Source organism: Pseudomonas sp. PB105 (assembly GCF_009764655.1).
Taxonomy (GTDB): Bacteria; Pseudomonadota; Gammaproteobacteria; order Pseudomonadales; family Pseudomonadaceae; genus Aquipseudomonas; species Aquipseudomonas cyclaminis.
In genome coordinates, this window is sequence record NZ_RWIO01000092.1 from 37,036 (window position 1) to 62,897 (window position 25,862).

A 25,862-nucleotide genomic window follows, 5' to 3' on the forward strand; every position below is an offset into this window, starting at 1 on the left:
GATCAAGAAGGATCTGCGATGACTGACCAACAGAACACCGAAGCAGCAGAAGCTCAAGGCCCACAGTTCTCGCTGCAGCGTATCTACGTGCGTGACCTGTCCTTCGAAGCGCCGAAAAGCCCGGCCATCTTCCGCCAGGAATGGACCCCAAGCGTTGCGTTGGACCTGAACACCCGTCAAAAAGCATTGGAAGGCGACTTCCACGAAGTCGTGCTGACCCTGTCGGTCACGGTCAAGAACGGCGAAGAAGTGGCCTTCATCGCTGAAGTGCAACAGGCCGGTATCTTCCTGATCCAGGGCCTGGACGAAGCGTCCATGAGCCACACCCTGGGTGCGTTCTGCCCGAACATCCTGTTCCCGTATGCCCGTGAGACCCTGGACAGCCTGGTCACCCGTGGCTCGTTCCCGGCGCTGATGCTGGCACCGGTGAACTTTGATGCCTTGTACGCTCAAGAGCTGCAGCGCATGCAACAGGAAGGCGCGCCGACGGTTCAGTAATCTCGAACCCGACGCAGAACCCAATGTGGGAGGGGGTTTGCCCCCGATGACGGTGGATCAGTCACATAGATGTCGACTGACGCTCCGCCATCGGGGGCAAGCCCCCTCCCACATTTGTTATGTGTGTTACTTGAAGCCGAGCTGGCGCCAGCCTTCGTAAACAGCGACGGCCACGGTGTTGGACAGGTTCAGGCTGCGGCAGCCCTCGCGCATCGGCAGGCGCAGGCGATGGCCGTCGGGCAGGGCATCGAGTACCTCGGCGGGCAGGCCACGGCTTTCCGGGCCGAACAGGAAGGCATCGCCCTCGGCAAAACTGGCATCATGGAATGGCCGCGAACCTTTGGTGGTGAACGCGAACAACCGTGGATGCCCCAGGCTTTCCAGGCAGCTGGCCAAGTCGGCGTGACGCTGGAGCGTAGCGTACTCGTGGTAGTCCAGCCCGGCACGACGCAGGCGCTTGTCGTCCATGTCGAAGCCCAGGGGCTCGATCAAATGCAGGTGGCAGCCACTGTTGGCGCACAGCCTGATAACGTTGCCGGTATTCGGCGGAATTTCTGGTTGAAAAAGGATGACGTGAAACATGCACGGCTCCGAAGGCAAAGATGCGCTGCATTCTACCCCTGAAGAAGACCCAAGACCGAAGCTATTGCCAAGAGTCATGGGCTCGCTGGCGATTGTCGGCCTGATGGTGGGCCTGATGATCGGCCGCCTGACCACGGCGGACCCGGTCGAACTGCTGCAGGTGGAAACGACCGCGGACGGCGTCGTGGTGTGGTTCAACAGCGAGCCCAAGCTGCACGGCGAGCATATCGATGGCACCGTGGCGTTGCTGTTTGACGCCCAAGGCAAGGCCGGTACCGGGCAACTCAAGGTCAACGACAAAGACGTGAACTGGCGCGTGCGCAAGACCGATGGCGGCCTGCTGCTGAACCTGGTGGCGGCTCGGCCATTGCGCGGAGAGTGGAAGGGGGAGGAGGTCGATGACCGCTGGCGGTTGGAGATCCATCTCCAGGAGCAATAAAAGAGGGAGTTCCCGGCCTGCCTGTACCAGGGCTCCCAAAACGGTTGAAGCCAAAGGCTTCGGTGTTAAAGAGGGGATTCTCGGCCTGCCTGTACCAAGGTCCCCGAAACTGGGTTGTACTGGGGTTGTTGCAGGGCGCGTGCCAGACTCGTCAAGTTTTGCCAAATAATTTCACCACAAAGCGCAAAGCCCCGGAATACGGGGCTTTGGTGGTTTCGGCTGGCGAGAGTTTTTCAGCGATAGCGGTGTTTCAGGTATCTGACCCGTGCCCAATGCCGGTTCATGGTGCATTGAAGCGGTGCACAGCCCCCTCCCACATTGGATAGTGGTGAGGTCCAGAATCAGGCGTCGTCGCCCTCATCATCATCCCCGCCATCAACCTTCATCCCCAACTCCTTGATCTTGCGTGTCAGGGTATTACGGCCCCAACCGAGCAACACAGCAGCGTCGCGGCGGCGGCCGGCAGTGTGCTTCAACGCAGTCTCAATCATGATCCGCTCAAACGCCGGCACGGCGCTGTCCAGCAGGTTCGACTGGCCGCGCGCCAACGCCTGGTCGGCCCATTGGCGCAGCGCTTGTTCCCAGTTGGTCACGGGGGCAGAGTCTTGCGGCAGGCTCAACAGCTCCGGTGGCAGGTCGCTGATATGCACTTCGCGCCCGGACGCCATCACGGTGATCCAGCGGCAGGTGTTCTCCAACTGGCGCACGTTGCCTGGCCACGGCAGGTTTTTCAGGTATTCCTCGGTTTCGCTTTTGAGCAGCTTCGGCTCGACGGCCAGCTCCTGGGCGGCGCGGCTGAGGAAGTGGCGGGCGAGGGTCGGGATGTCCTCGCGGCGGTCCGACATGCGTGGAATGTGGATACGGATCACGTTGAGGCGGTGGAACAAGTCCTCACGGAACTTGCCCGCATGCACCAGGGTTTCGAGGTTCTGGTGGGTCGCCGCGATGATGCGTACATCAACCTTGACCGGCGTGTGGCCGCCGACGCGGTAGAACTCGCCGTCCGCCAGTACGCGCAGCAGCCGGGTCTGGGTATCGGCCGGCATGTCGCCGATCTCATCGAGGAACAAGGTGCCGCCGTCGGCCTGTTCGAAGCGGCCGCGACGCAGGTTGGCCGCGCCGGTGAACGCGCCTTTTTCGTGGCCGAACAGCTCGGATTCCATCAAGTCCTTGGGAATCGCCGCCATGTTCAATGCGATAAACGGCGACGCCGCCCGTGGGCTGTGACGGTGCAGGGCATGGGCCACCAGCTCTTTACCGGTACCCGACTCGCCGTTGATCAGCACGGTGATGTTGGAGTGGCTCAAGCGCCCGATGGCGCGAAACACCTCCTGCATCGCCGGTGCTTCACCGATGATTTCCGGGGTGCGGGTCAGGGCCGGTGGGGCTTCCTGGTTCTGCTGTTCCTGGGCGTGCTGGTTGGCGCGCTTGACCAGCGCGACGGCCTCGTCCACGTCAAACGGCTTGGGCAGGTATTCAAACGCACCGCCCTGGTAGGACGCGACAGCGCTGTCCAGGTCCGAGTGCGCGGTCATGATGATTACCGGCAGGCGCGGGTGCTGCTCGCGAATCCGCGCCAGCAGGTCCAGGCCGCTGGCGCCGGGCATACGGATGTCGGAGATGATCACGTCGGGTTGCTGGCGCGCCAGGCGGCTCATCACGCCATCGGCGCTATCGAAGCTCTGGGTGGTCATGCCTTCCTGTTGCAAGGCTTTCTCGAGGACCCAGCGGATGGAACGGTCGTCATCGACGATCCAGACGGTTTCACTACGGCTCATGTCGAAGGGGCTCCTTGTTCCAGTGGCAGAAAGATCGAGAACGTGGTGTGACCCGGATGGCTCTCACACTCGATCAAGCCCTGATGCTGGCTGATGATGTTCTGGGTAATGGCCAGGCCCAGCCCGGTACCGTCCGGGCGGCCGCTGACCATGGGAAAGAAAATGGTTTCCTGCAGTTCCACAGGAATGCCCGGGCCGTTGTCGATGATCTCGACCTTGGTCACCAGACGATGGCGCACGTGGCCGATGGTGAACTGGCGCAGGGCGCGGGTACGCAGGCTGATGCGGCCCAGGCGCAGTTCGTTCTGGCTGCTGATGGCCTGCATCGCGTTGCGCACGATATTGAGCACCGCCTGGATCATCTGCTCGCGGTCGATCAACACGTCAGGAATGCTTGGGTCGTAGTCGCGCACCAGGGTGATGCAGCCCTGGCTCTCGGCGTCGACCAGTTGGCAGACGCGCTCCAGCACCTCGTGCACGTTGGTCATCGCCAGGGACGGCAGCTTGTTGGAACCGAGCATGCGGTCCACCAGGTTACGCAGGCGGTCGGCTTCTTCGATGATGACGTTGGTGTAGTCCTTGAGGTGCTCCTCCGGCAGCTCGCGGGCCAGCAACTGCGCTGCGCCACGGATGCCGCCCAACGGGTTCTTGATCTCGTGGGCGAGGCCGCGCACCAGCATCTTGCTGGTTTCCTGCTTGGACAACTGTGCTTCCTCTTTGGTGATGCGCAGCAGGCGATCACGCGGATGCACTTCGAGCAGCAGCAAGGTAGTGCCGTTGCTCAGGATCGGGGTCACGGCGTAGTCGACAGTCAATGTCTGGCCGGTAAGGGCAGTGAGCATCGCTTCGCGCTTGGTGAACGGGTGTGCCTGCTCCACGGCCTGGCGCAACGAGCTCAAGGCTTCGGCTGACTCGGTGAACAGCTCGCTGATGAACTGCCCATGGCTGCGCTGGCCGCTGATGGCCAGGAGCATCTCCGCCGCCGGGTTCATGTACTCAAGACGCAAATCGTCATTGAGCAGGATGGTCGCGGTGGTCAGGTTGTCGAGTAGCAAACGGTGCAGTGCATCGCTGATGGTCATCAGGACCTCTTTTGGAGCAAGGCGCGGGCTTGAGGCACACGCTGATACAAGGAAAATGCAAAAACCAAACCAAGGCTCCGAAAAGAAGCGTTAAAGCCTTGAAATAGGGGTTTGAGGCGCGAAACTGTGGCGTTCTGCCAGCCTGCGCGGGAAGTTTCGAACCAAAATGGGCTGGACAGGTGGGAAGGGTGCAGCTCATCGCACCAATATAGTGCGATTTGCTGCAGTCTGTTCAGGTCGCCGAAAAAAGCTTTAGCCGGGGTAGATGCACAGCTCGGCCGTAGCGCGGATCATGGCCAGTTGGCGAAGCGGGTCATTCAGTGGTTCGTGTACGGCTGCCGCCAGCCATTGCGGGCATTGTGGGTCTTTGCGCTGGGGCGTGAAGTCCGCGAGTTGTTGCAGCAGGCGTTTTTGCAATTGGTCCAGTTGCGGACGAATCTGCTTTACCAGGTCCGGGCGCGGATCGTCGGGTGCCTTGTCCTGGAACTGCCAGTCGGACAGGTGGGTGTATTGCACCAGCTTGTTCGCCTCGATCTGCGCCGAGAAAAACTGTTCGGCGGCGGCTGGGTCGAGTTTGTAGCTCGGGGCCTGGGCGACGACGCTGGCGATCACCTCTTGTTCGCGTTTCTTATCTTCCACCGGTTTGTGGCTGTCCCATTTGCTCAGGGCCACTTGGTCGGCGATTTCCAGGCGCTCGGCGATGCTGTTGAGCAACGGCTCAAGCGTGGGCGGCGCGGCACTCGCACTGGCGCTGACAAATAACAGAGCGAATACAAATCGACGTTTCAATGGATATCTCCTTATGGGAGGGGGGGCGCTGATGGTTAGCCGTATGCTCGACCGCCAAGCGGCCATCTGACAATCCCCAGGCAAAAAAAGACCTCCCGAAGGAGGCCCTTTTCATCACGCTACGTCAAGCAGCGCTACCGGATCAGCAGCTGTAGTACAGCTCGTATTCCAGTGGGTGTACGAAGGTGCGAACCTTGATTTCTTCTTCGCTTTTCAGGCCGATGTAAGCGTCGATGAAGTCGTCGCTGAACACGCCGCCTTTGGTCAGGAACGCACGGCCCTTGTCCAGCTCTTCCAGGGCTTCTTTCAGGCTGCCGCACACTTGTGGGATCTCTTTGGCCTCTTCAGGCGGCAGGTCGTACAAGTTTTTGTCGGCGGCGTCGCCTGGGTGGATCTTGTTCTGGATACCGTCCAGGCCGGCCATTACCAGGGCAGCGAAGGCCAGGTACGGGTTGGCTGCTGGATCCGGGAAGCGGGCTTCGATACGGCGAGCGCGAGGGCTGGACACGTAAGGAATACGAATCGAAGCGGAACGGTTGCGCGCCGAGTAGGCCAGCATTACTGGCGCTTCGAAACCTGGGACCAGACGCTTGTAGGAGTTGGTCGACGGGTTGGTGAAGCCGTTCAGGGCCTTACCGTGCTTGATGATACCGCCGATGAAGTACAGGGCAGTGTCGGACAGGCCGGCATAACCTTCGCCAGCGAAGGTGTTCTTGCCATCTTTGGCAATGGACAGGTGAACGTGCATACCCGAACCGTTATCGCCGTACAGCGGCTTAGGCATGAAGGTAGCGGTACGGCCGTAGGCAACGGCAGTGTTGTGTACGCAGTACTTCAGGGTCTGAACTTCGTCAGCCTTGGCTACCAGGGTGTTGAACTTCACACCGATTTCGTTCTGGCCGGCAGTCGCCACTTCGTGGTGATGCACTTCGATGACCAGGCCCATGTCTTCCATGGCGTTGCACATGGAGGTACGGATTTCGTGGTCGTGGTCGAACGGTGGAACCGGGAAGTAACCGCCTTTGATACCTGGACGGTGGCCATGGTTGCCGCCTTCCACGTCCTGGTCGGACATCCAGGAGCCTTGTTCGGAGTAGATCTTGAACATGGAACCGGAGATGTCGGACTTGAACTTCACTTGGTCAAAGATGAAGAACTCTGGCTCCGGGCCTACGAATACAGTGTCACCGATACCGGTCGACTTCAGGTATTCCTCGGCGCGCTTGGCGATCGCACGAGGGTCGCGGTCGTAGCCTTGCATGGTCGAAGGCTCGATCACGTCGCACACCAGGATCAGGGTGGCTTCTTCGGTGAACGGGTCGAGCACGGCAGTGCTGTCGTCCGGCATCAGGATCATGTCGGAGGCTTCGATGCCTTTCCAGCCAGCGATGGAGGAACCGTCGAACATTTTGCCTTCTTCGAAGAAAGCATCATCCAGCGCATCGCGAGCCGGCATGGTCACGTGGTGCTGTGTGCCTTTGGTGTCCGTGAAGCGCAGATCAATCCATTTAACGTCATGATCTTTGATGAGTTGAACCGACTTCGACATAGTGTCCTCCGGGTGGCTTCGGGCTGGGGTAGTGGAGTTAGCCCTTAGAATGTGGGTGATGCCGGCGCGGATAGTCCGCCATGGCAACCTGCCTCACAAGAGAGCAAATTGCATGCCAGTGCGCCAACATGGGTTTTCTGCTCCAAAAACGCCCCTATAAAGGTGCATTGCGACAAAAGCCCGAAATTAGCGCACCGCAATGTTGCGCATGCGCTCGCAAATGCACCGCTTTAGTGCGAGTTGAGTGCTGTGCATATTAACTGGTTAAACCTTGAGCGATTTCCGCTATAATCCGCGCCCCCCTTTTTCAGCAGGCCCGGCGCGCGCTGTTTCCATGAAATTAATCGTTAAAGTCTTCCCCGAGATCACTATTAAAAGCCGACCGGTACGGACGCGTTTCATCCGTCAGTTGGCCAAGAACATCCGTGCCGTGCTCCGCGATCTGGACCCGGCTGTGGTGGTGAACGGTGTGTGGGACAACCTCGAACTGGAAACCCGTGTCACCGACGCCAAAGCCTTGAAGGACATGACCGAGCGCCTGAGCTGCATGCCGGGCATCGCGCATTTCCTGCAGGTGGACGAGTACCCGCTGGGCGACTTCGACGACATCACCGAGAAGTGCAAGCAGCACTTCGGCAATGAGATCGAGGGCAAGATTTTTTCGGTGCGCTGCAAGCGCGCCGGCAAGCACCCATTCAGCTCCATGGATGTAGAGAAATACGTCGGCAGCAAGCTGCGTCGTGAGTGTGGCGCCGCTGGAATTTCCTTGAAAGCGCCAGAAATTGAAGTGCGCATGGAAATTCGCGACCAACGGTTGTTTGTGATCCACAGCCAGCACAACAGCATCGGCGGCTACCCGCTGGGCGCCTTGGAACAGACCCTGGTATTGATGTCCGGCGGTTTCGATTCCACGGTGGCGGCTTACCAGATCATGCGCCGCGGCCTGATGAGCCACTTCTGCTTCTTTAACCTGGGCGGGCGTGCACACGAATTGGGCGTGATGGAAGTCGCGCACTTTATCTGGAAGAAGTACGGCAGCTCCCAGCGCGTGCTATTTGTGAGCGTACCGTTCGAGGAAGTGCTGGGCGAAATTCTCGGTAAAGTCGATAACAGTCATATGGGCGTAGTATTGAAGCGTATGATGTTGCGCGCTGCGTCCCGGATTGCCGATCAGTTGCAGATCGACGCCCTGGTGACCGGCGAAGCGATTTCCCAGGTTTCCAGCCAGACGCTGCCGAACCTGTCGCTGATCGACTGCGTCACCGAGAAGCTGGTATTGCGCCCGCTGATCGCCAGCCACAAGCAGGACATCATCGATTTGGCAGAAGAAATCGGCACCGCCGACTTCGCCAAGCATATGCCTGAATACTGCGGGGTCATCTCGGTGAACCCCAAGACCCACGCCAAGCGCAACCGCGTGGAGTATGAAGAACAACAGTTTGATATGGCCGTTCTGGAGCGTGCGCTCCAGAACGCCAAGCTGGTCCCGATCGATCGAGTGATCGACGAATTGGGCCAGGATGTGCAGATCGAAGAAGTCAGTGAAGCCCTGGCCGGTCAGATCGTTGTCGACATCCGTCACCCGGATGCCGCTGAAGATGAGCCGCTGGAGATTCCTGGCATCGACGTACAAACGCTGCCGTTCTATGCATTGAACGCGCGTTTCAAGGAACTGGATGACAGCCGTCAGTACCTGCTGTATTGCGACAAAGGCGTGATGAGTCGCCTGCATGCCCACCATTTGCTCAGTGAGGGGCATGCCAATGTGCGCGTTTATCGACCGAGCTAAGAGCCCGGGGCTGTTTGCCTGTGGCCTGCGTCACCGGCCCCCCGACTCTGCCGTCAAGCTGTAACGGCAAGGCCTGACTCTACTGTTAATCGCTGCCACGACCTGTCAGCACACCGAATCCTCTGATCGAGATACACAAGTGATCGAAAATCTACGTAACATCGCCATCATTGCTCACGTTGACCATGGTAAAACCACCCTGGTAGACAAACTCCTGCGTCAATCCGGCACCCTGGAGCGCAACGAGCTCAACGACGAGCGCGTGATGGACTCCAACGACCAGGAAAAAGAGCGCGGTATTACCATCCTGGCAAAAAACACCGCTATCAACTGGAACGGCTACCACATCAACATCGTGGATACCCCGGGCCACGCCGACTTCGGCGGCGAAGTAGAACGCGTAATGTCGATGGTTGACTCCGTTCTGCTGCTGGTTGATGCCCAGGACGGCCCTATGCCGCAAACCCGTTTCGTGACCAAGAAGGCTTTCGAAGCCGGCCTGCGTCCGATCGTGTGCATCAACAAGGTTGACCGTCCAGGCGCGCGTCCGGACTGGGTTCTGGACCAGATCTTCGACCTGTTCGACAACCTGGGTGCTACCGAAGAACAGCTGGACTTCAAAGTCGTCTACGCCTCGGCCCTGAACGGCATTGCCGGTCTGGAACACACCGACATGGCTGAAGACATGACCCCGCTGTACCAGTCGATCGTCGACAACGTACCGGCTCCAAAAGTTGACCGTGATGGCCCGTTCCAGATGCAAATCTCGGCGCTGGACTACAACAGCTTCCTGGGTGTTATCGGCGTTGGCCGTATCGCTCGTGGTAGCGTCAAGCCGAACACCCCGGTTGTTGCTATCGGCGCCGACGGCAAGAAGCGTAACGGTCGTATCCTGAAGCTGATGGGTCACCACGGTCTGCACCGTATCGACGTTGAAGAAGCTTTCGCCGGCGACATCGTCTGCGTCAGCGGCATGGACTCCCTGTTCATCTCCGACACCCTGTGCCAGCCGGACAACGTTGAGGCGATGAAGCCTCTGACCGTTGACGAGCCAACCGTTTCCATGACCTTCCAGGTAAACGACTCGCCTTTCTGCGGTAAAGAAGGCAAGTTCGTGACTTCCCGTAACATCAAGGAACGTCTGGACAAAGAGCTGCTGTACAACGTTGCACTGCGCGTTGAAGAAGGCGACTCGGCTGACAAGTTCAAGGTTTCCGGCCGTGGTGAGCTGCACCTCTCGGTACTGATCGAAACCATGCGTCGCGAAGGCTTCGAAATGGGCGTTGGTCGTCCAGAAGTGATCATCCGTCAGGTTGACGGCGTGAAGCAGGAACCGTTCGAAAACGTCACCATCGACACCCCGGAAGAATCCCAGGGCAAGGTGATGGAAGAGATGGGTCTGCGTAAAGGCGACCTGACCAACATGGTGCCGGATGGCAAAGGCCGTGTGCGTCTGGAATACAACATCCCTGCTCGTGGTCTGATCGGTTTCCGTAACCAGTTCCTGACCCTGACCAACGGTGCTGGCATCCTGACCTCGATCTTCGATCGCTACGACACCATGAAGTCCGGCGACATGTCCGGCCGTCAGAACGGTGTTCTGGTATCGGTAGAAACCGGCAAGGCACTGACCTACTCCCTGGAAACCCTCCAGGCGCGTGGCAAGCTGTTTGTTGAACACGGTCAAGAGATCTACAACGGTCAGATCGTTGGTCTGAACAGCCGTGACAACGACATGGGCGTCAACCCAACCAAAGGCAAGAAGCTCGACAACATGCGTGCTTCGGGCAAAGACGAAACCATCGCTCTGGTTCCACCTGTTCGCTTCACCCTGGAACAGGCCCTGGAATTCATCCAGGACGACGAGCTGTGCGAAGTTACGCCTAAGTCGATCCGCCTGCGTAAGAAGATCCTGGACGAAGGCGAGCGTACCCGCGCTGCCAAGAAAGCCAAGAACTGAGTTAACTCAGGCTGAATGAAAAACGCCCCCGGTCGAAAGGCCGGGGGCGTTTTTTTATGTCTGCAGTTTCTGTGGTGGCTGTACTGGCCCCATCGGGGGCAAGCCCCCTCCCACATTTTGATCTGTGAATACATTCAAAGGTGGGAGGGGGCTTGCCCCCCGATGAGGCCCTAGGAAGCTCCACAAATCTTGGATCAGAACTTGTCGAGGGTCTTGAACTTGGTCTCGCGCACCACTTCTTTCGGCTTATACGCGCAATACCCCGGACGCGGCCCGATCTTCGGGTGATTGCGGCAGGTATCCGGGCGCTTGTCATAAATAGTGCAGAAGCGCGTCTTACGATCCAGATACAGGCAGTCGTTGTTGCTCATGCGCTGCAGGGTAAAAATCTCGGATTTGTTGTTGTAGCGTTCGACGATGCCTTCCTTTTGCAACCGCTTGGCGATGTTCTTCGGCGGATCGCCGCGTTCGAACTCATCGACGATGCCAATGCGGATCAGGTCCTTGATCTTCACTTCGACCGGCAGCGTGCAGCAGCTGGACACGCAACCGCCGCACATGTGGGCGGAATATTTCTGCCAGGTCTCAAGACGGTCTAGTTCCGCGGCGGCGATCAGTTGAGGCTTCATCAAGGTTCCAAAAGGTGGGGCTGTATCCGGGCGCGGGATCATACCGGGATTGGTGGTTTTTTGAACAATATTTTGCGTATTTCATCCCCAACGGTGCGTTGGGCGAAAGCAGGCACGGCCAATGCATCAAAACCCTGCAAAGGTAAATGCGTTAAAAAAGTGCCGAACCAGAGCAGTCACCGTCTGTCAGACCGTCTAGGCTCTAGCAACTCCTTCTATCTCGCCCGAGGTCGCATTTGATGTCTCAGGAACCACTTGCACGAGAAGCAGAGGTAGCCGCATTTCGCGATGCCGTCTTGACCAAACTCACCTACGCGGTGGGCAAGGACCCGGATCACGCCTTCGATCACGATTGGTTCGAAGCCATTGCCCTGGCCGCACGCGACCAGATGGTCGACCACTGGATGGACCACACGCGGCGTATCTACCGCAAAGGTCAGAAACGGGTGTATTACCTGTCCCTTGAATTCCTCATCGGCCGTTTGCTCTACGACAGCCTGAGCAACCTCGGTGTGCTGGAGATTGCCCGCGAGGCGCTCAGCGAACTGGGTGTCGACCTTGAGCGCATCCGCCTGCTGGAGCCCGACGCGGCGCTTGGCAACGGTGGCCTGGGCCGCCTGGCCGCCTGCTTTATGGAAAGCATGTCGACCCTGGGCATTGCCGGCCACGGTTATGGCATTCGGTATGAACACGGCCTGTTCCGCCAGGCGATTGTCGATGGCTGGCAGCAGGAGCAGACCGAACGTTGGCTGGATTTCGGCAACCCGTGGGAGTTCGAGCGCGCCGAGGTGATCTACCCGATCGGCTTTGGCGGCAGCGTGGAAACCCTGCCGGACGCCGCCGGCAAGCTGATCCAGGTGTGGACGCCCAACGAAACCGTGCGCGCCGTGGCCTACGACACGCCGGTGGTCGGTTGGCGCGGTGCCAGCGTCAACACCCTGCGCCTGTGGCGTGCGCGGGCGGTGGAAGACCTGCACCTGGAGCGCTTCAACGCCGGTGACCACCTGGGCGCCGTCGCCGAAGTGGCCCGTGCCGAAAGCATCTCCCGGGTGCTTTACCCGGCTGACAGCACCGAAGCAGGGCAGGAACTGCGCCTGCGCCAGGAATACTTCTTCGTCTCCGCTTCCCTGCAAGACCTGCTGCGCCGCCACAAGAACATGCACGGCTCGGTGCTGAGCCTGGGCGAACACGCCGCCATCCAGCTCAACGACACCCACCCGTCCATTGCCGTGGCCGAGTTGATGCGTCAACTGGTGGACTTGCACGACATCGCCTGGGACGCCGCTTGGCAGGTCACGGTCGAAACCTTGTCCTACACCAACCACACCTTGTTGCCCGAGGCTTTGGAAACCTGGCCTGTAGGGCTGATGGAACGCATGCTGCCCCGGCACATGCAGATCATCTACCTGATCAACGCCCAGCACATCGACTCGCTGCGCGCCAAAGGCATCCACGACTTTGACGTGCTGCGCGCCGTGTCGCTGATCGAAGAAGACAACGGCCGTCGCGTGCGCATGGGTAACCTGGCGTTCCTCGGCTCCCACAGCGTCAATGGCGTGTCGGGTTTGCACACCCAACTGATGCGCAGCACGGTGTTCTCCGAACTGCACAAGCTCTACCCGGACCGTATCAACAACAAAACCAACGGCATTACCTTCCGCCGCTGGCTGTACCAGGCCAACCCCAAGCTCACCCAGATGCTGGTGGAAGCCCTGGGGCCGGACATTCTCGACACCATGGAAACCCGTCTGGGCGAGTTGGAAACCTTCGCCGAGAAACAGACCTTCCGCAAAGCCTTCGCCGACCAGCGCTTGCACAGTAAGCGTGCACTGGCCGAGATCATCCACGAGCGCCTGGGCATCTCGGTGAATCCGGCTGCGATGTTCGACGTGCAGGTCAAACGGATCCACGAATACAAACGCCAACTGCTCAACCTGCTGCACACCGTGGCGCTGTACCAGGCGATCCGTGCCGAGCCGGGCACCGACTGGGTGCCGCGCGTGAAGATCTTCTCGGGCAAGGCGGCGGCCAGTTATCACCAGGCCAAGTTGATCATCAAGTTGACCAACGACATCGCCCGCACCGTCAACAATGACCCGACTGTGCGCGGTTTGCTCAAAGTGGTGTTCCTGCCCAACTACAACGTCAGCTTGGCCGAAAGCATCATTCCGGCGGCGGACTTGTCGGAGCAGATCTCCACGGCCGGCTTTGAAGCGTCGGGCACCAGCAACATGAAGTTCGGCCTCAACGGCGCGCTGACCATCGGCACCATGGACGGCGCCAACGTGGAAATGCACGAGCGCGTGGGCGCCGACCACATGTTTATCTTCGGCCTCAGCGCGCAGCAGGTGGAAGCGCGCAAGCAGGCGGGTGAGTTCAACGCCGGGCTGGACATCGCCGCGTCCCATCGCCTCAACGATGTGCTGCAAGCGATCCGTGGCGGGGTGTTCTCGCCGGATGATCCGGGCCGCTATGTGGGCTTGATCGACGGGCTGATCGACTACGACCGCTTCCTGGTGTGTGCCGACTTCGATTCCTACTGGGACGCTCAGGCACGAGTCGAAGCGCATTGGCATGATTCCAAGGCGTGGTGGCGTTCGGCGGTGCTCAATACGGCGCGGATGGGTTGGTTCTCTTCGGACCGTACCATCAGGGAGTACGCGACCGAAATCTGGAAAGCACTCGACTAAGCCCCGTTGTTCTAAATGTGGGAGGGGCGGTGCGACGATTCGACTTGCCCCCGATGGCGCACCATCAGTTGCTAAATATGTCGACTGGCACACCGCTATCGGGGGCAAGCCCCCCTCCCACATTAGGTCCGCGTCGATATACTGAGCGCCGGTTTGCTTAGGGAATATCGACCATGCAATGGATTTTCATGCTGATTGGCCTGGTGCTCGGCTGGACGCTCGATGAGTCGTTCTATGACGCAGGCATCGGCGCACTGCTGGGGTTGGGCATTGGCCAGGCGATTCGTCTGTCGAAGCTTGCGACTCAAGCGGATCAGCAAGCGCGTCAGCTGGAAACCACGCAGAAGGCGTTGATCGCTCTGGGTGATCGCCTGCGGCAACTGGAAGTGCCCGCGCCGACCAGCCCTGTGATTGTCGAGCCCTCCATCTCTGAGCCGACACCCGTCGCCAAGGCGCCCGAACTTGTTTGGGAACTGCCGGCGGAATTGGCGCCTGTCGCCATCGTCGCCGAACCGAGCCAGCCTCTGCCGGCTGACGTGTGGGCGCCCGATCCAACCCCACAACCTAAAGAACCTGCTATCCCTCGCGGCCCCAACCTGATCGAGCGCGCGATCGCTGGCGCACGCAATTGGTTGTTTGGCGGCAACACCGTGCTGCGTGTCGGCGTGGTGCTGTTGTTCCTCGGCCTGGCCTTCCTGCTGCGCTACGCCACCGAAGGCATGGTGGTGCCGATCGAGCTGCGTTACGCCGGTGTGGCTGGCGCCGCTGTCGGCCTGCTGGGCCTGGGCTGGTGGCTGAGATTGCGCAACAGCAATTACGGGCTGATGCTGCAAGGCACCGGCATCGCGGTGCTGTACCTGACCGTGTTTGCCGCGATGCGCCTGCACCCGCTGATCGACCCGAGCGCGGCGTTGGGGCTGTTGGTGGCAGTCACGGTGTTCTCGGCAATCCTGGCGATTACCCAGGACGCCTTGGGCCTGGCCTGCGCGGCAGCCCTCGGCGGTTTTGCGGCACCGATCCTCACGTCCACCGGCGCTGGCAACCATGTCGCGCTGTTCAGCTATTTTGCCTTGCTCAACACCGGCATCCTCGCCATCGCCTGGTTCAAGGCCTGGCGCTTGCTCAACCTGATCGGTTTTGTCGGCACCTTCGGCATCGGCTTCGCCTGGGGCATGCGTTCCTACACGCCGGAACTGTTGTGGAGTACCGAACCGTTCCTGATCCTGTTCTTCCTGATGTACCTGGCCATCGGCCTGTTGTTCGCCCGCCGCAAATTGCTGGAGATGGGCGACGCGCCCGAGGGCCGGGATGCGTTGTTGCGCTGGTCGGCCGCCAAAGGTGATTACGTTGACGGCAGCATGCTGTTTGGCCCGCCGCTGGTGGGCTTTGGCTTGCAGTTCGCCTTGGTGCAGCACCTGGAATTCGCTGCGGCCTTCAGCGCGTTGGGCCTGGGTATCATTTACATGGGCCTGGCGCGGTTGCTCAGTGGCGGGCGCGCGTTGCTGCTGACGGAAACCTGCCTGGCCCTGGGCGTGATCTTTGCCAGCCTGGCGATTCCGCTGGGGCTTGATGCGCGTTGGACGGCTGCGGCGTGGGCCGTGGAAGGCGCCGGGATTTTCTGGCTCGGTTTGCGCCAGCAGCGGCCGCTGGCGCGGGCGTTTGGCTTGTTGCTGCAATTAGGCTCGGCGCTGGCCTTCCTCAGCGAGCTGCGCATTGGCGAACACAGCCTGCTTACCGGTGCGCCGCTGGGTGCGCTGTTGCTTGGCGCAGCGTTGCTGTTCAGCTTCGCTCAGTTGCGCAAGGCATCGGCAGAACAGGCGGCAGGCTGGGAGCGCAAAGGCCAGCCGGTGTTGGCGTGCCTGGGCCTGAGCTTTTTGTACCTGCTGGCGCCGTTGTTGTTGCTGACCCAGGGTACCGCGATCAGTTGGGCCATTGCCGGTCTGGCGACCCTGTTTATTGGCCTGCGCATCGGTTCGCGTACCTTCCTGTTCACTGCGTTCGCGGTGCAATTGCTGGGCGGCGCGTTGTTCCTGCTGCGCTTGCAGGGCGGGGAGGGCGCGGCGGTATTCAATGCGGGCTGGAGTGGTTTGCTCACGGCCTCACTGATCGGCCTGGCCTTGATTGGCGGCATGCTGCTCGCGGCACGCGACGAAATGGTGCGCAGCGATGCGCGGCTGTTACGTGGGTTATCGGTGGTGCTGCTCGCCGGTCTGGTGCTGATCAATCTGGCGGTGCTGTTTGTGCTGCCATGGGAAAGCGCCAGCGGCGTCTGGGCGGCCAGTGGGTTGTTGATCATCTGGCTGAGCCTGTACTTGCAACAGCGTGTCAGTTTTGTGTTCGGGTTGCTGCTGCAATTGGTCGGTGGTGGTTCGTTCCTGCTGGCAGTGCCGCAATTGCTCGGACCGTTGACCGGCGAAGGCTTGAGCCCGATGGCGCACAGTGGTTTCTGGACGCCGATGGTGTTGGGACTGGCCGCCTTGATCGGCGCGTGGCGCTTGCAACGTGAACCCCATGCGCCGGTGTTCGCGGTGCTGAAGCTGCAACGCTTGTCCGACCTGTTGCTGGTGTGGGGGGCGGCGTGGTGGACACTGGCGCTGGGCGGCGAAGTCTTGCGCTTTGTTGCGCAGGAGTTGCTGGGGGCTTTCCTGCTGGGTCTTGCGGCGTTGAGCGTGGCGATTTGGGCGCTGCTCGCGGCGCGACTGCGCTGGGCATCCCTGGGTGTGCTGTGCACCTTGCTGATGCCAGCGGCGGGCGTGGCGTTGCTGGTGTCTGCCCACGCTTACTATCACCCGGCGGCACAGTACGGCTGGCTGGCCTGGTTGGCGGTATTCGTGGTGCATTTCATCTCGCTACGCCGTTTGGCGCCTGTGGTTGCGGCCAGGATGCTGAGTATTGCCCACGTTCTCGGCTGCTGGATGTTGATCGGCGTGCTGGCGTTGGAGTTGCGCTATGGACTGTTGCGGCTGTCGGCCGAATACAACGCCTGGCGCTGGTTGGGCTGGGCGATCCTGCCAAGCCTGTACCTGGTGCTGGCTGCGGCGCCGCGCACCTGGCCGTGGCCGGTGTCGGCGTACCCGAGGGAGTACCGAGTCCTGGCCGCGTTGCCATTGGCCGTGCTGATGCTCGGCTGGTTCTGGCTGGCGAATACCTTCAGCGACGGCACCGCCAATCCGTTGCCTTATGTGCCACTGCTCAACCCGCTGGACCTGGGCCTGCTGTTCGCGCTGCTGGGTATTTACCTGTGGTCCCGAAGTGTGGCACCGCAACGCGGGCCGCGTGCCGAGTCGGTCGCCCAGGGTGTCGCGGGCCTCTCGCTGTTTGCGTTCTTCACGGCGCTGGTCATGCGCACCGCGCATCACTGGGGTGGCGTGCCGTTCCAGCTGGATGCCTTGCTGGAGTCGATGCTGGTGCAAGCCGGCTTGTCGATTGTGTGGACCTTGATCGCGCTCGGCCTGATGATCGGCGGCCATCTGCGCCATCGTCGCGAAGTGTGGTTGATCGGCGCGGCGTTGATTGCGGTGGTGGTGGCCAAACTGTTTTTTGTTGAACTGAGCAACCGTGGCGGGCTGGCGCGGATCGTGTCGTTTATCGGCGTGGGCGGGCTGTTGCTGGTGGTGGGTTATTTCGCGCCGCTGCCGCCCAAGCGGGCCGAACCTGTGATCGAAACTGAAGGAGCATCCTCTTGATCGGTAAGTTGAGCGTGGCCGTGGTGGGCATGTGTGCGGCGTTGGTGGCATCGGCTCAGGAAGGTCCGGCTGATTTCACCCACCGTGTGCCGCTGAGCGTCAGCGGCAACGGCCCCTGGTATCGCCTTGAATTGCCGCTGGCTGTGCAACTCAACGCACGCCAGGCCGACCTCAGTGACGTGCGCGTGTTTAATGCCGCCGGTGAGCCCCAGGCGTATGCGCTGTCGCGTCAATCTTCCCAGCGCACCGAAAGTCGCAACGTCGCCGATGTGAAGTGGTTCCCGCTGTACGCCGCCGACACTCAGGAAACCCTGCCCGGTGTGGTGATGAAAACCACCAGCGAAGGCACCCTGGTGGAAATCAAACCTTCATCCGCCGCCAAACCCGGCAAGCAGGTGTTGCGCGGCTGGGTGCTGGACGCCAGTGCGATCAAGGCGCCCTTGCAGCAACTGAGCCTGGACTGGAGCCGCGAGCAAGAGGGCTTCCAGCGTTTCAGCATTGAAGCCAGCGATGATTTGCAACGTTGGGAGCCTTGGGGCGAGGGGCAAGTGGCGCGCTTGTCGTTCGCCGACGAACGGGTGGAGCAGCATGACGTCAGCCTGCCAGGGCGCCCGGCGCGCTACCTGCGCCTGGTGTGGAAGGGGCAGGCGGCGCCGCTGCTGACTTCGGCCAAACTGGTGAGCGCTACGCGCAGCAGTCTGCCAATGCCGCTGGTGTGGTCGCAGCCAGTGGCGGGCACGCGACTCAAGGCCGGGGAGTACAGCTGGCAGTTGCCGACGGGGCTGAGTGTCGAGCGCCTGCGCATCGAGCTGAAGCAGCCCAACACGCTGGCACCGGTGACCTTGTCGGGACGGAGCGATGCCAAACAAACGTGGCAGCCGCTGAGCAATGGCTTGCTGTACCGCCTGACGCAAAACGGCCAGGACGTGGTGCAGGATGAATTGCAGCTGCCGGGCCAGGTCGTGACTGAACTCAAATTGCAGGTGGACGAGCGCGGTGGCGGGTTGGGGGTGGATGCCCCGGCGCTGGGCTTTGCGGTGCGCGCTACGCAGTTGGTGTTCCTGGCACGGGGTGAGCCGCCGTTCAGCCTGGCGTTGGGCAATGCGTCGGTTAAGTCCGCAAACCTGCCGCTGTCGACCCTGATCCCCGATTACAGCGCCGAGCGCCTCGACACGTTGGGGCAGGCCAAGGTCGCCGGGGAAATGACGGTCGCGTCGCCGGCGGTGGTAGCGGCTGTCGACGACGGGCCGAACTGGAAAAAACTCGGACTCTGGGCGGTCTTGCTGCTCGGCGTGGCGGCACTCGGTGCCATGGCCTACAGTTTGCTGCGCAAGCCACCGGCGGCACGTTAAATAAAGTCCATGAACTCTATTGGGTTTAAATCCTCTGATAGGAGGAAATACGCCCCGACTCGCGTTAAACTGCGCGGGTTTTCAAGCCCCCCATTCTCCGGAGCCTTACATGTCCCGCGTTACCTTGAGTCGCTATTTGATTGAGCAGACCCGCAGCAACAACACGCCTGCCGATCTGCGCTTCCTTATCGAAGTGGTTGCGCGTGCTTGCAAGGAAATCAGCCATGCCGTGTCCAAAGGCGCACTGGGTGGTGTCCTGGGCAGCATGGGCACTGAAAACGTGCAGGGCGAAGTGCAGAAGAAGCTCGACGTGATCTCCAACGAGATCCTGCTCGAAGCCAACGAGTGGGGCGGTCACCTGGCCGGCATGGCGTCCGAAGAAATGGACAATGCCTACCAGATCCCGGGTAAGTACCCGAAAGGCGCCTACCTGCTGGTGTTCGACCCACTGGACGGTTCGTCCAACATCGACATCAACGCACCCGTCGGCACCATCTTCTCCGTGCTGCGTTGCCCGAACGAATACCTGAGCCAGAACGAAGCCCTGAACGAAAAGGCCTTCCTGCAGCCAGGTACCGAGCAGGTCGCTGCCGGCTACGCGATCTACGGCCCGCAGACCATGCTGGTGCTGACCCTGGGCGACGGCGTCAAGGGTTTCACCCTGGACCGCGAAATGGGCAGCTTCGTACTGACCCACGAAGACATCACCATTCCTGCATCGACCCAGGAATTCGCGATCAATATGTCCAACCAGCGTCACTGGGAAGAGCCGGTGACCCGCTACGTGGGCGAGTTGATGGCCGGTGAAGAAGGCCCGTTGAAGAAAAACTTCAACATGCGCTGGGTTGCCGCGATGGTTGCCGACGTGCACCGTATCCTGACCCGTGGTGGCTTGTTCATGTACCCACGTGACAGCCGCGAGCCGTCCAAGCCGGGCAAACTGCGCTTGATGTACGAAGCCAACCCGATGTCGTTCCTGGTTGAACAAGCGGGCGGCGCGTCCACCGACGGCCACCAGCGTATCCTCGACATCCAGCCGGAAGGCCTGCACCAGCGTGTGGCGGTGTTCCTGGGTTCGAAGGAAGAAGTTGAGCGCGTCACGGCTTATCACAAGAAGTAAGCTGCGGCGATAAGTGATCGGCGTTGTTGTGAGCCGGTTCACCCTTAAAGAAGCCCCGAAACGTTTCAGCGTTTTCGGGGCTTTTTTGTTTTTGCTCGTCGGGAACCAGACACCTGTTTTCCCTTCTAAGCTTCTGGCAGATACCCACGCTGCCTTGTCCCTCCAGGAGTTATTCCATGTCGTTACGCCGTCTCGCTTTGCTGGCTTTTTGCGTGCTGTTGGCCGCTTGCAGCAAGGTCAACCAGGAAAATTACGCGAAGTTGTCGGCCGGCATGGCCAAGGCCGATGTGGAATCGTTGTTGGGCAAACCGACCGATTGTTCCGGCGCACTGGGCATGTCCAGCTGCACCTGGGGCGATAAAACCAGCTTTATCAGCGTTCAATATGCCGGTGACAAAGTTCTGATGTTTTCCGGGCAAGGCCTGAAGTAAACCGGGGCGAGAGCCTGCGGGAGAAGAAGAATGATGCGTTTTGTTTTGTGCCTTTGTGCCAGCCTGTTTTTGGCGGGCTGTGCCAGCCATTCTGGCGATGATCTGCAACCCAAGACCGCCGGCAGCGTCAACCTCAAGCGTTACCAGGGCACCTGGTATGAGTTGGCCCGATTGCCGATGTACTTTCAGCGCAACTGCGCGCAGTCCGAAGCCCGCTACAGCTTGCTGCCCGATGGCGACATGTCGGTGTTCAACCGCTGCCTGACCACTGATTGGAAGTGGGAAGAAGCCAAGGGCACAGCCACGCCGCAAGTAGCTGGCAAGACTGACAAGCTCTGGGTGGAATTCAACAACTGGTTCACGTCACTGCTTCCGGGCGTCGCCAAGGGCGATTACTGGGTGCTGTACGTCAGCGATGACTACAAGACCGCCATTGTCGGCAGCCCGAGCCGGCGCTACATGTGGATCCTGTCGCGCACGCCAACGGTCAGCGCTGACACCCGCGAAGACCTGCTGAGCAGGGCGCGACAGCAGGGGTATGACACCACGCGGTTGATCTACCGGACGTCGGACAAGCAGATGGCGAAGACTTCGCAGTAACCCAGGATCGCCACTGTTAGAAATGTGGGAGGGGGCTTGCCCCCCCTCCCACATTTTTTAACCGAGCAGATCCCTTAAGACCTGCGTAAACGCCCGGCTGCTTTCTTCCTCGCCAGCATGATGCCCATCCCGCACCACCCACTTACCGTTCACCAACACATCCCGCACCTGCCGATCACCGCCGGCAAACAGCCAGCGATTGAGAATGCCGTCCTCGCTGGCCGTGGCCAGGTATGGATCTGTGCCGTCGAGCACAATCCAATCCGCACGCTTACCCACTTCCAGCCGACCAATCGGCTGCCCAAGCGCCTGGGCGCCACCGTCCAGCGCCGCATCGAACAGCGTACGGCCAACCATCGGCTGGTCATTGCGATACAAGCGGTTACGCCGTTGATCGCGCAGGCGCTGCCCGTATTCCAGCCAGCGCAGTTCTTCCACCACGCTCAGTGACACATGGCTGTCGGAGCCAATGCCCATGCGCCCGCCTTGGGCGAGGAAATCCACCGCCGGGAAAATCCCGTCGCCCAGGTTGGCTTCGGTAGTCAGGCACAAGCCGGCAATTGCCCGGCTTTCCGCCATGCGCGTGACCTCCTGCGCATCCGCGTGAGTGGCGTGCACCAGGCACCAGCGCTCATCCACGTCGACATTGTCATACAGCCATTGCAGCGGACGCTTGCCGCTCCAGGCCAGGCAGTCGTCGACTTCCTTTTGCTGTTCGGCGATGTGGATATGGATCGGGCAGGCCTTGTCGCTGGCGGCCAATACTTGATTGATTTGTTGCGGCGTCACGGCGCGCAGTGAGTGGAAGCACAGGCCCAGTTGCTGCGCCGGCTGCGTCGCCAGAATGGGGCTGAGGCGCGCTTGCAGGTCCAGATAGTTTTCGGTGCTGTTGATAAAGCGCCGCTGGCCGTCATTCGGCGCCTGTCCGCCGAAACCGGAGTGGGTGTAAAGCACCGGCAACAGCGTCAGGCCGATCCCGCTGCTGGCCGCCGCAAGGCTGATCTGCCGCGACAACTCCGTGGGGTCGGCATAAGGCTGGCCGCTGACAGCGTGATGCACATAGTGAAATTCGGCCACCGAGGTGTAGCCGGCCTTGAGCATCTCGATATACAGCTGGCGTGCGATGACGCGCAGCTGCTCCGGGCTGATCTTGCCAACCATGCGGTACATCAGCTCACGCCAGGTCCAGAAGCTATCGTTCGGGTTGCCGGCCACTTCGGCCAAACCCGCCATGGCGCGTTGGAATGCATGGGAGTGCAGGTTGGGCATGCCCGCCAACACCGGGCCTTTCAGCCGTTCGGCGCCCTCTGCATTGGCATTGGCCACCACCTGTGTCAGCAGGCCATCGGCGCCGACTTCAAGACGTACATCGTTGGCCCATCCATTAGGCAGCAGTGCGCGTTCGGCAAAAAAAGCGGACATGTTCAGAGCACTCCGGTCGTGTGTTTATTTGTATATACATATACAGACGTTTGCCTGCTCGGTAAACTCCGGCAATCTATGCATCTTTTCCCCCTGCAAGGATTCCCTGTGCCGACTCCGCCCGCCAAGTCTTCGCTGGCTGCCCACATGGACGAAAGTCCGGCGCCCTTGTATGCCCGCGTCAAACAGATGATCAGCCAGCAGATCCTCAACGGCAACTGGCCACCCCATTACCGCGTGCCGTCGGAGAGCGAACTGGTCAGCCAACTGGGCTTCAGCCGCATGACCATCAACCGCGCCCTGCGCGAGCTGACTGCAGAAGGTTTGCTGGTGCGCATGCAGGGCGTCGGCACCTTCGTCGCCGAGCCCAAGAGCCAGTCGGCGCTGTTTGAAGTGCACAACATTGCCGATGAGATCGCCTCCCGCGGTCATCGACACACTTGCCAAGTCATCCACCTGGGCGAAGAGGCCGCCGGTTCCGAGCGCGCCGTCGCCCTGGAAATGCGTGAAGGCGGGCGCGTGTTCCACTCGTTGATCGTGCATTTCGAGAACGACATTCCCGTGCAAATCGAGGACCGTTTCGTCAACGCCCTGGTCGCGCCGGAATACCTGCAACAGGATTTCACCCAGCAAACGCCCTACGCCTACCTCAACCAGGTCGCACCGCTGACCGAGGGCGAGCACGTGGTTGAAGCGATCCTGGCTGACGCTGCCGAATGCCAGCTGTTGCAGATCGAACCCAATGAACCTTGCTTGTTGATTCGCCGCCGTACCTGGTCCGGTCGCCAGCCGGTGACTGCCGCACGGTTGATTCACCCCGGTTCCCGTCACAGCCTCGAAGGACGATTCAGCAAATGAGTGCAGTCACCGTCTGGCGCGCCGCCGATTACGTCCGCATGCCGTGGAAAAACGGCGGTGGCAGCACCGAAGAAATCACCCGTGATGCCGGCGACGGCCTGGATGGCTTCGGCTGGCGCCTGTCGATTGCCGATATCGCCGAGTCCGGTGGCTTCTCGACGTTCGCCGGCTACCAGCGCGTGATCACCGTGATCAAGGGCGCGGGCATGGTGTTGACGGTGGACGGTGAAGAGCAGCGCGGCCTGTTACCGCTGCAACCGTTCGCGTTCAAGGGTGACAGCCAGGTGTCGTGCCGATTGATCACCGGGCCGATTCGCGATTTCAACCTGATCTATTCGCCTGAGCGTTACCAAGCCCGTTTGCAGTGGGTGGATGGTGTGCAGCGGTTTTTCAGTTCGGCGCAGACGGTGTTGGTGTTCAGTGTTGCCGATGAGGTGAGGGTGCTGGGCGAGAAGCTCGGGCATCATGATTGTCTGCAGGTGGACGGTAACACTGGGCTTTTGGATATCTCGGTCAGTGGCCGCAGTTGCATCATTGAACTGACCGCACGCGGTTAAAAAGGGTGGGAGGGGCAAGCCCCCTCCCACATTTGTTTTTGTGTCGCTCATAAATCTGTTTCCAACCCTCGCACCAATTTGTTACCGAATGCCCCAGCGTGGCGCAAAACCATGCTCTCGTGACAAACCGCCCTCGCTGCCAAAGCCCCCTGCAAGAAATTTCAACACGCCCCGAAGCCTTAATTTCCAAGGCTTGCACGCGCTTTCTAAAAAAATCTCAACACCTCTCCCGTCAAGTTGGCCGCTCGATTGCATATGCTTGTACATACAAGTAAAGATGTGTGCGTAAGACTCTCCTTCGCACCATCACTGTCCGCGCACCATGCCGAGGAGTCCAGCAGTGACCGATTTTTCGAAAACTAGGCCTACAAAATACCGTGACGTCGAAATCCGCGCCGCCCGCGGTAACACGCTCACCGCCAAAAGCTGGCTGACCGAAGCGCCGCTGCGCATGCTGATGAACAACCTCGACCCGCAAGTGGCCGAGAACCCGAAAGAACTGGTGGTATACGGCGGTATTGGCCGTGCTGCGCGTAACTGGGAGTGCTACGACCAGATCGTCGAGAGCCTCACGAACCTGAACGACGACGAAACGCTGCTGGTGCAATCCGGCAAGCCGGTCGGCGTGTTCAAGACCCACAGCAACGCCCCGCGTGTGTTGATCGCCAACTCCAACCTGGTGCCGCACTGGGCCAGTTGGGAACACTTCAACGAACTGGATGCCAAGGGCCTGGCCATGTACGGCCAGATGACCGCCGGCAGCTGGATCTACATCGGCAGCCAGGGCATCGTCCAAGGTACCTACGAAACCTTCGTCGAAGCCGGTCGCCAACATTACGACAGTAACCTCAAGGGCCGTTGGGTCCTGACTGCCGGCCTCGGCGGCATGGGCGGCGCACAGCCGCTGGCCGCAACACTGGCCGGCGCGTGCTCGCTGAACATTGAGTGCCAGCAGGTCAGCATCGATTTCCGTCTGGCCAGCCGTTATGTCGACGAGCAAGCCACTGACCTCGACGACGCCCTGGCCCGTATCGCCAAGTACACCCAGGAAGGCAAAGCGATTTCCATCGCCCTGCTGGGTAACGCGGCAGAAATCCTGCCTGAATTGGTCAAGCGCGGCGTGCGCCCGGACATGGTCACCGACCAGACCAGCGCCCACGACCCGCTCAACGGCTACCTGCCCGCTGGCTGGACCTGGGACGAATACCGCGCCCGCGCCAAGACCGAGCCGGCTGCCGTGATCAAGGCCGCCAAGCAGTCGATGGCCGCCCACGTCAAAGCCATGCTGGAATTCCAGAAGCAAGGCATTCCGACCTTCGACTACGGCAACAACATCCGCCAGATGGCCCAGGAAGAAGGCGTGGAAAACGCGTTCGACTTCCCAGGTTTCGTACCGGCGTACATCCGCCCGCTGTTCTGCCGTGGCATCGGCCCGTTCCGCTGGGCTGCGCTGTCGGGCGACCCGCAAGACATCTACAAGACCGACGCCAAGGTCAAAGAGCTGATCCCGGACGACGCCCACCTGCACAACTGGCTGGACATGGCCCGCGAACGCATCAGCTTCCAGGGCCTGCCGGCGCGTATCTGCTGGGTCGGCCTGGGCCAGCGCGCCAAGCTCGGTCTGGCCTTCAACGAAATGGTGCGCAGCGGCGAGCTGTCGGCGCCGGTGGTAATCGGCCGTGACCACCTCGACTCCGGCTCGGTGGCAAGCCCCAACCGCGAAACCGAATCCATGCAGGACGGTTCCGACGCCGTGTCCGACTGGCCGCTGCTCAATGCCTTGCTCAACACCGCCAGCGGTGCGACCTGGGTCTCGCTGCACCACGGTGGTGGCGTCGGCATGGGCTTCTCCCAGCATTCCGGCATGGTGATCGTCTGCGACGGCACCGACGAAGCCGCCGAGCGGATTGCCCGCGTGCTGCACAACGACCCGGCCACCGGCGTGATGCGTCACGCAGACGCCGGTTACCAGATCGCCATCGACTGCGCCAAGGAGCAGGGCCTCAATCTCCCGATGATCAAATAACCCCATGTGGGAGGGGGCAAGCCCC

General features: G+C 60.7%; 20 protein-coding genes. 13 read left to right on the plus strand and 7 right to left on the minus strand.

The features are described from left to right. Positions 1–18: 18 nt before the first annotated feature. On the plus strand, positions 19–498 hold the full coding sequence (gene secB / locus EJD88_RS21985) for a protein-export chaperone SecB (protein WP_014716520.1): 480 nt from the start codon (positions 19–21) through the stop codon (positions 496–498). A 126-nt stretch (positions 499–624) separates the two neighbouring features. On the opposite strand, the gene EJD88_RS21990 is transcribed toward secB, so the two are convergent. Next, positions 625–1,080, minus strand: coding sequence for a tRNA (cytidine(34)-2'-O)-methyltransferase (locus EJD88_RS21990; protein ID WP_010563141.1), 456 nt, complete (start codon positions 1,078–1,080; stop codon positions 625–627). Between EJD88_RS21990 and EJD88_RS21995 the strand changes: the two genes are divergently transcribed. Next, positions 1,079–1,519 (plus strand): hypothetical protein, encoded by a 441-nt coding sequence (locus EJD88_RS21995; RefSeq protein WP_158879028.1) that lies wholly within the window; start codon positions 1,079–1,081, stop codon positions 1,517–1,519. The two genes, EJD88_RS21990 and EJD88_RS21995, sit on opposite strands and share 2 nt — an antisense overlap. A 341-nt stretch (positions 1,520–1,860) precedes the next feature. On the opposite strand, the gene ntrC is transcribed toward EJD88_RS21995, so the two are convergent. The 4 genes from ntrC to glnA all read right to left on the minus strand — a co-directional run bounded on the left by ntrC (position 1,861) and on the right by glnA (position 6,717). After that, complete coding sequence (gene ntrC / locus EJD88_RS22000) at positions 1,861–3,297, minus strand: nitrogen regulation protein NR(I) (RefSeq protein ID WP_048723367.1); 1,437 nt, start codon at positions 3,295–3,297, stop codon at positions 1,861–1,863. Continuing rightward, positions 3,294–4,379: a nitrogen regulation protein NR(II) gene (gene glnL / locus EJD88_RS22005; protein WP_099583861.1), complete on the minus strand. Its 1,086-nt coding sequence runs from the start codon at positions 4,377–4,379 to the stop codon at positions 3,294–3,296. Before glnL ends, ntrC begins: the two co-directional genes overlap by 4 nt. A 252-nt stretch (positions 4,380–4,631) precedes the next feature. After that, positions 4,632–5,168 carry a chorismate mutase gene (locus tag EJD88_RS22010; protein ID WP_158879029.1) on the minus strand — a complete coding sequence of 179 codons (537 nt, stop codon included), beginning with the start codon at positions 5,166–5,168 and terminating at the stop codon, positions 4,632–4,634. 142 nt (positions 5,169–5,310) lie between these two features. Next, positions 5,311–6,717, minus strand: a complete 1,407-nt coding sequence (gene glnA / locus EJD88_RS22015; RefSeq protein ID WP_032890148.1) for a type I glutamate--ammonia ligase — start codon at positions 6,715–6,717, stop codon at positions 5,311–5,313. Between the two features lie 334 nt (positions 6,718–7,051). Between glnA and thiI the strand changes: the two genes are divergently transcribed. Together thiI and typA are read left to right on the plus strand one after the other, a co-directional pair. Continuing rightward, positions 7,052–8,506 (plus strand): tRNA uracil 4-sulfurtransferase ThiI, encoded by a 1,455-nt coding sequence (gene thiI / locus EJD88_RS22020; protein WP_112193026.1) that lies wholly within the window; start codon positions 7,052–7,054, stop codon positions 8,504–8,506. A gap of 139 nt (positions 8,507–8,645) precedes the next feature. Further along, on the plus strand, positions 8,646–10,466 hold the full coding sequence (gene typA / locus EJD88_RS22025; RefSeq protein ID WP_032890153.1) for a translational GTPase TypA: 1,821 nt from the start codon (positions 8,646–8,648) through the stop codon (positions 10,464–10,466). 194 nt (positions 10,467–10,660) lie between these two features. On the opposite strand, the gene EJD88_RS22030 is transcribed toward typA, so the two are convergent. Beyond that, positions 10,661–11,095, minus strand: coding sequence for a YkgJ family cysteine cluster protein (locus tag EJD88_RS22030; protein ID WP_024072902.1), 435 nt, complete (start codon positions 11,093–11,095; stop codon positions 10,661–10,663). Positions 11,096–11,334: 239 nt separating this feature from the next. Between EJD88_RS22030 and EJD88_RS22035 the strand changes: the two genes are divergently transcribed. The 6 genes from EJD88_RS22035 to EJD88_RS22060 all read left to right on the plus strand — a co-directional run bounded on the left by EJD88_RS22035 (position 11,335) and on the right by EJD88_RS22060 (position 20,974). Then, positions 11,335–13,785: a glycogen/starch/alpha-glucan phosphorylase gene (locus EJD88_RS22035; protein WP_099583858.1), complete on the plus strand. Its 2,451-nt coding sequence runs from the start codon at positions 11,335–11,337 to the stop codon at positions 13,783–13,785. Between the two features lie 173 nt (positions 13,786–13,958). Then, positions 13,959–17,471: a DUF2339 domain-containing protein gene (locus tag EJD88_RS22040; RefSeq protein ID WP_158879030.1), complete on the plus strand. Its 3,513-nt coding sequence runs from the start codon at positions 13,959–13,961 to the stop codon at positions 17,469–17,471. Continuing rightward, a complete protein-coding gene (locus tag EJD88_RS22045; protein ID WP_158879122.1) occupies positions 17,471–18,823 on the plus strand; it encodes a DUF3999 domain-containing protein in 1,353 nt (450 codons plus the stop codon). The genes EJD88_RS22040 and EJD88_RS22045 overlap by 1 nt, the downstream gene beginning before the upstream one ends. A 109-nt stretch (positions 18,824–18,932) precedes the next feature. Continuing rightward, positions 18,933–19,943 (plus strand): class 1 fructose-bisphosphatase, encoded by a 1,011-nt coding sequence (locus EJD88_RS22050; RefSeq protein ID WP_003237460.1) that lies wholly within the window; start codon positions 18,933–18,935, stop codon positions 19,941–19,943. Positions 19,944–20,119: 176 nt separating this feature from the next. Next, positions 20,120–20,374 carry a hypothetical protein gene (locus tag EJD88_RS22055; RefSeq protein WP_099583856.1) on the plus strand — a complete coding sequence of 85 codons (255 nt, stop codon included), beginning with the start codon at positions 20,120–20,122 and terminating at the stop codon, positions 20,372–20,374. A gap of 30 nt (positions 20,375–20,404) precedes the next feature. Further along, a complete protein-coding gene (locus EJD88_RS22060) occupies positions 20,405–20,974 on the plus strand; it encodes a lipocalin family protein (protein WP_099583855.1) in 570 nt (189 codons plus the stop codon). 57 nt (positions 20,975–21,031) lie between these two features. On the opposite strand, the gene EJD88_RS22065 is transcribed toward EJD88_RS22060, so the two are convergent. Continuing rightward, a complete protein-coding gene (locus EJD88_RS22065; protein ID WP_158879031.1) occupies positions 21,032–22,396 on the minus strand; it encodes a formimidoylglutamate deiminase in 1,365 nt (454 codons plus the stop codon). A gap of 147 nt (positions 22,397–22,543) precedes the next feature. Here EJD88_RS22065 and hutC point away from each other — a divergent pair, with 147 nt between their 5' ends. From hutC to hutU, 3 genes are all read left to right on the plus strand, one after another. Next, positions 22,544–23,254: a histidine utilization repressor gene (gene hutC, locus EJD88_RS22070; RefSeq protein WP_244653868.1), complete on the plus strand. Its 711-nt coding sequence runs from the start codon at positions 22,544–22,546 to the stop codon at positions 23,252–23,254. Further along, the gene (locus EJD88_RS22075) at positions 23,251–23,811 is read left to right on the plus strand and encodes a HutD family protein (protein ID WP_158879032.1); all 561 of its coding nucleotides are present in this window, start codon (positions 23,251–23,253) and stop codon (positions 23,809–23,811) included. The genes hutC and EJD88_RS22075 overlap by 4 nt, the downstream gene beginning before the upstream one ends. Before the next feature lie 322 nt (positions 23,812–24,133). Further along, complete coding sequence (gene hutU / locus EJD88_RS22080; RefSeq protein WP_112193030.1) at positions 24,134–25,837, plus strand: urocanate hydratase; 1,704 nt, start codon at positions 24,134–24,136, stop codon at positions 25,835–25,837. Positions 25,838–25,862 lie beyond the last annotated feature (25 nt).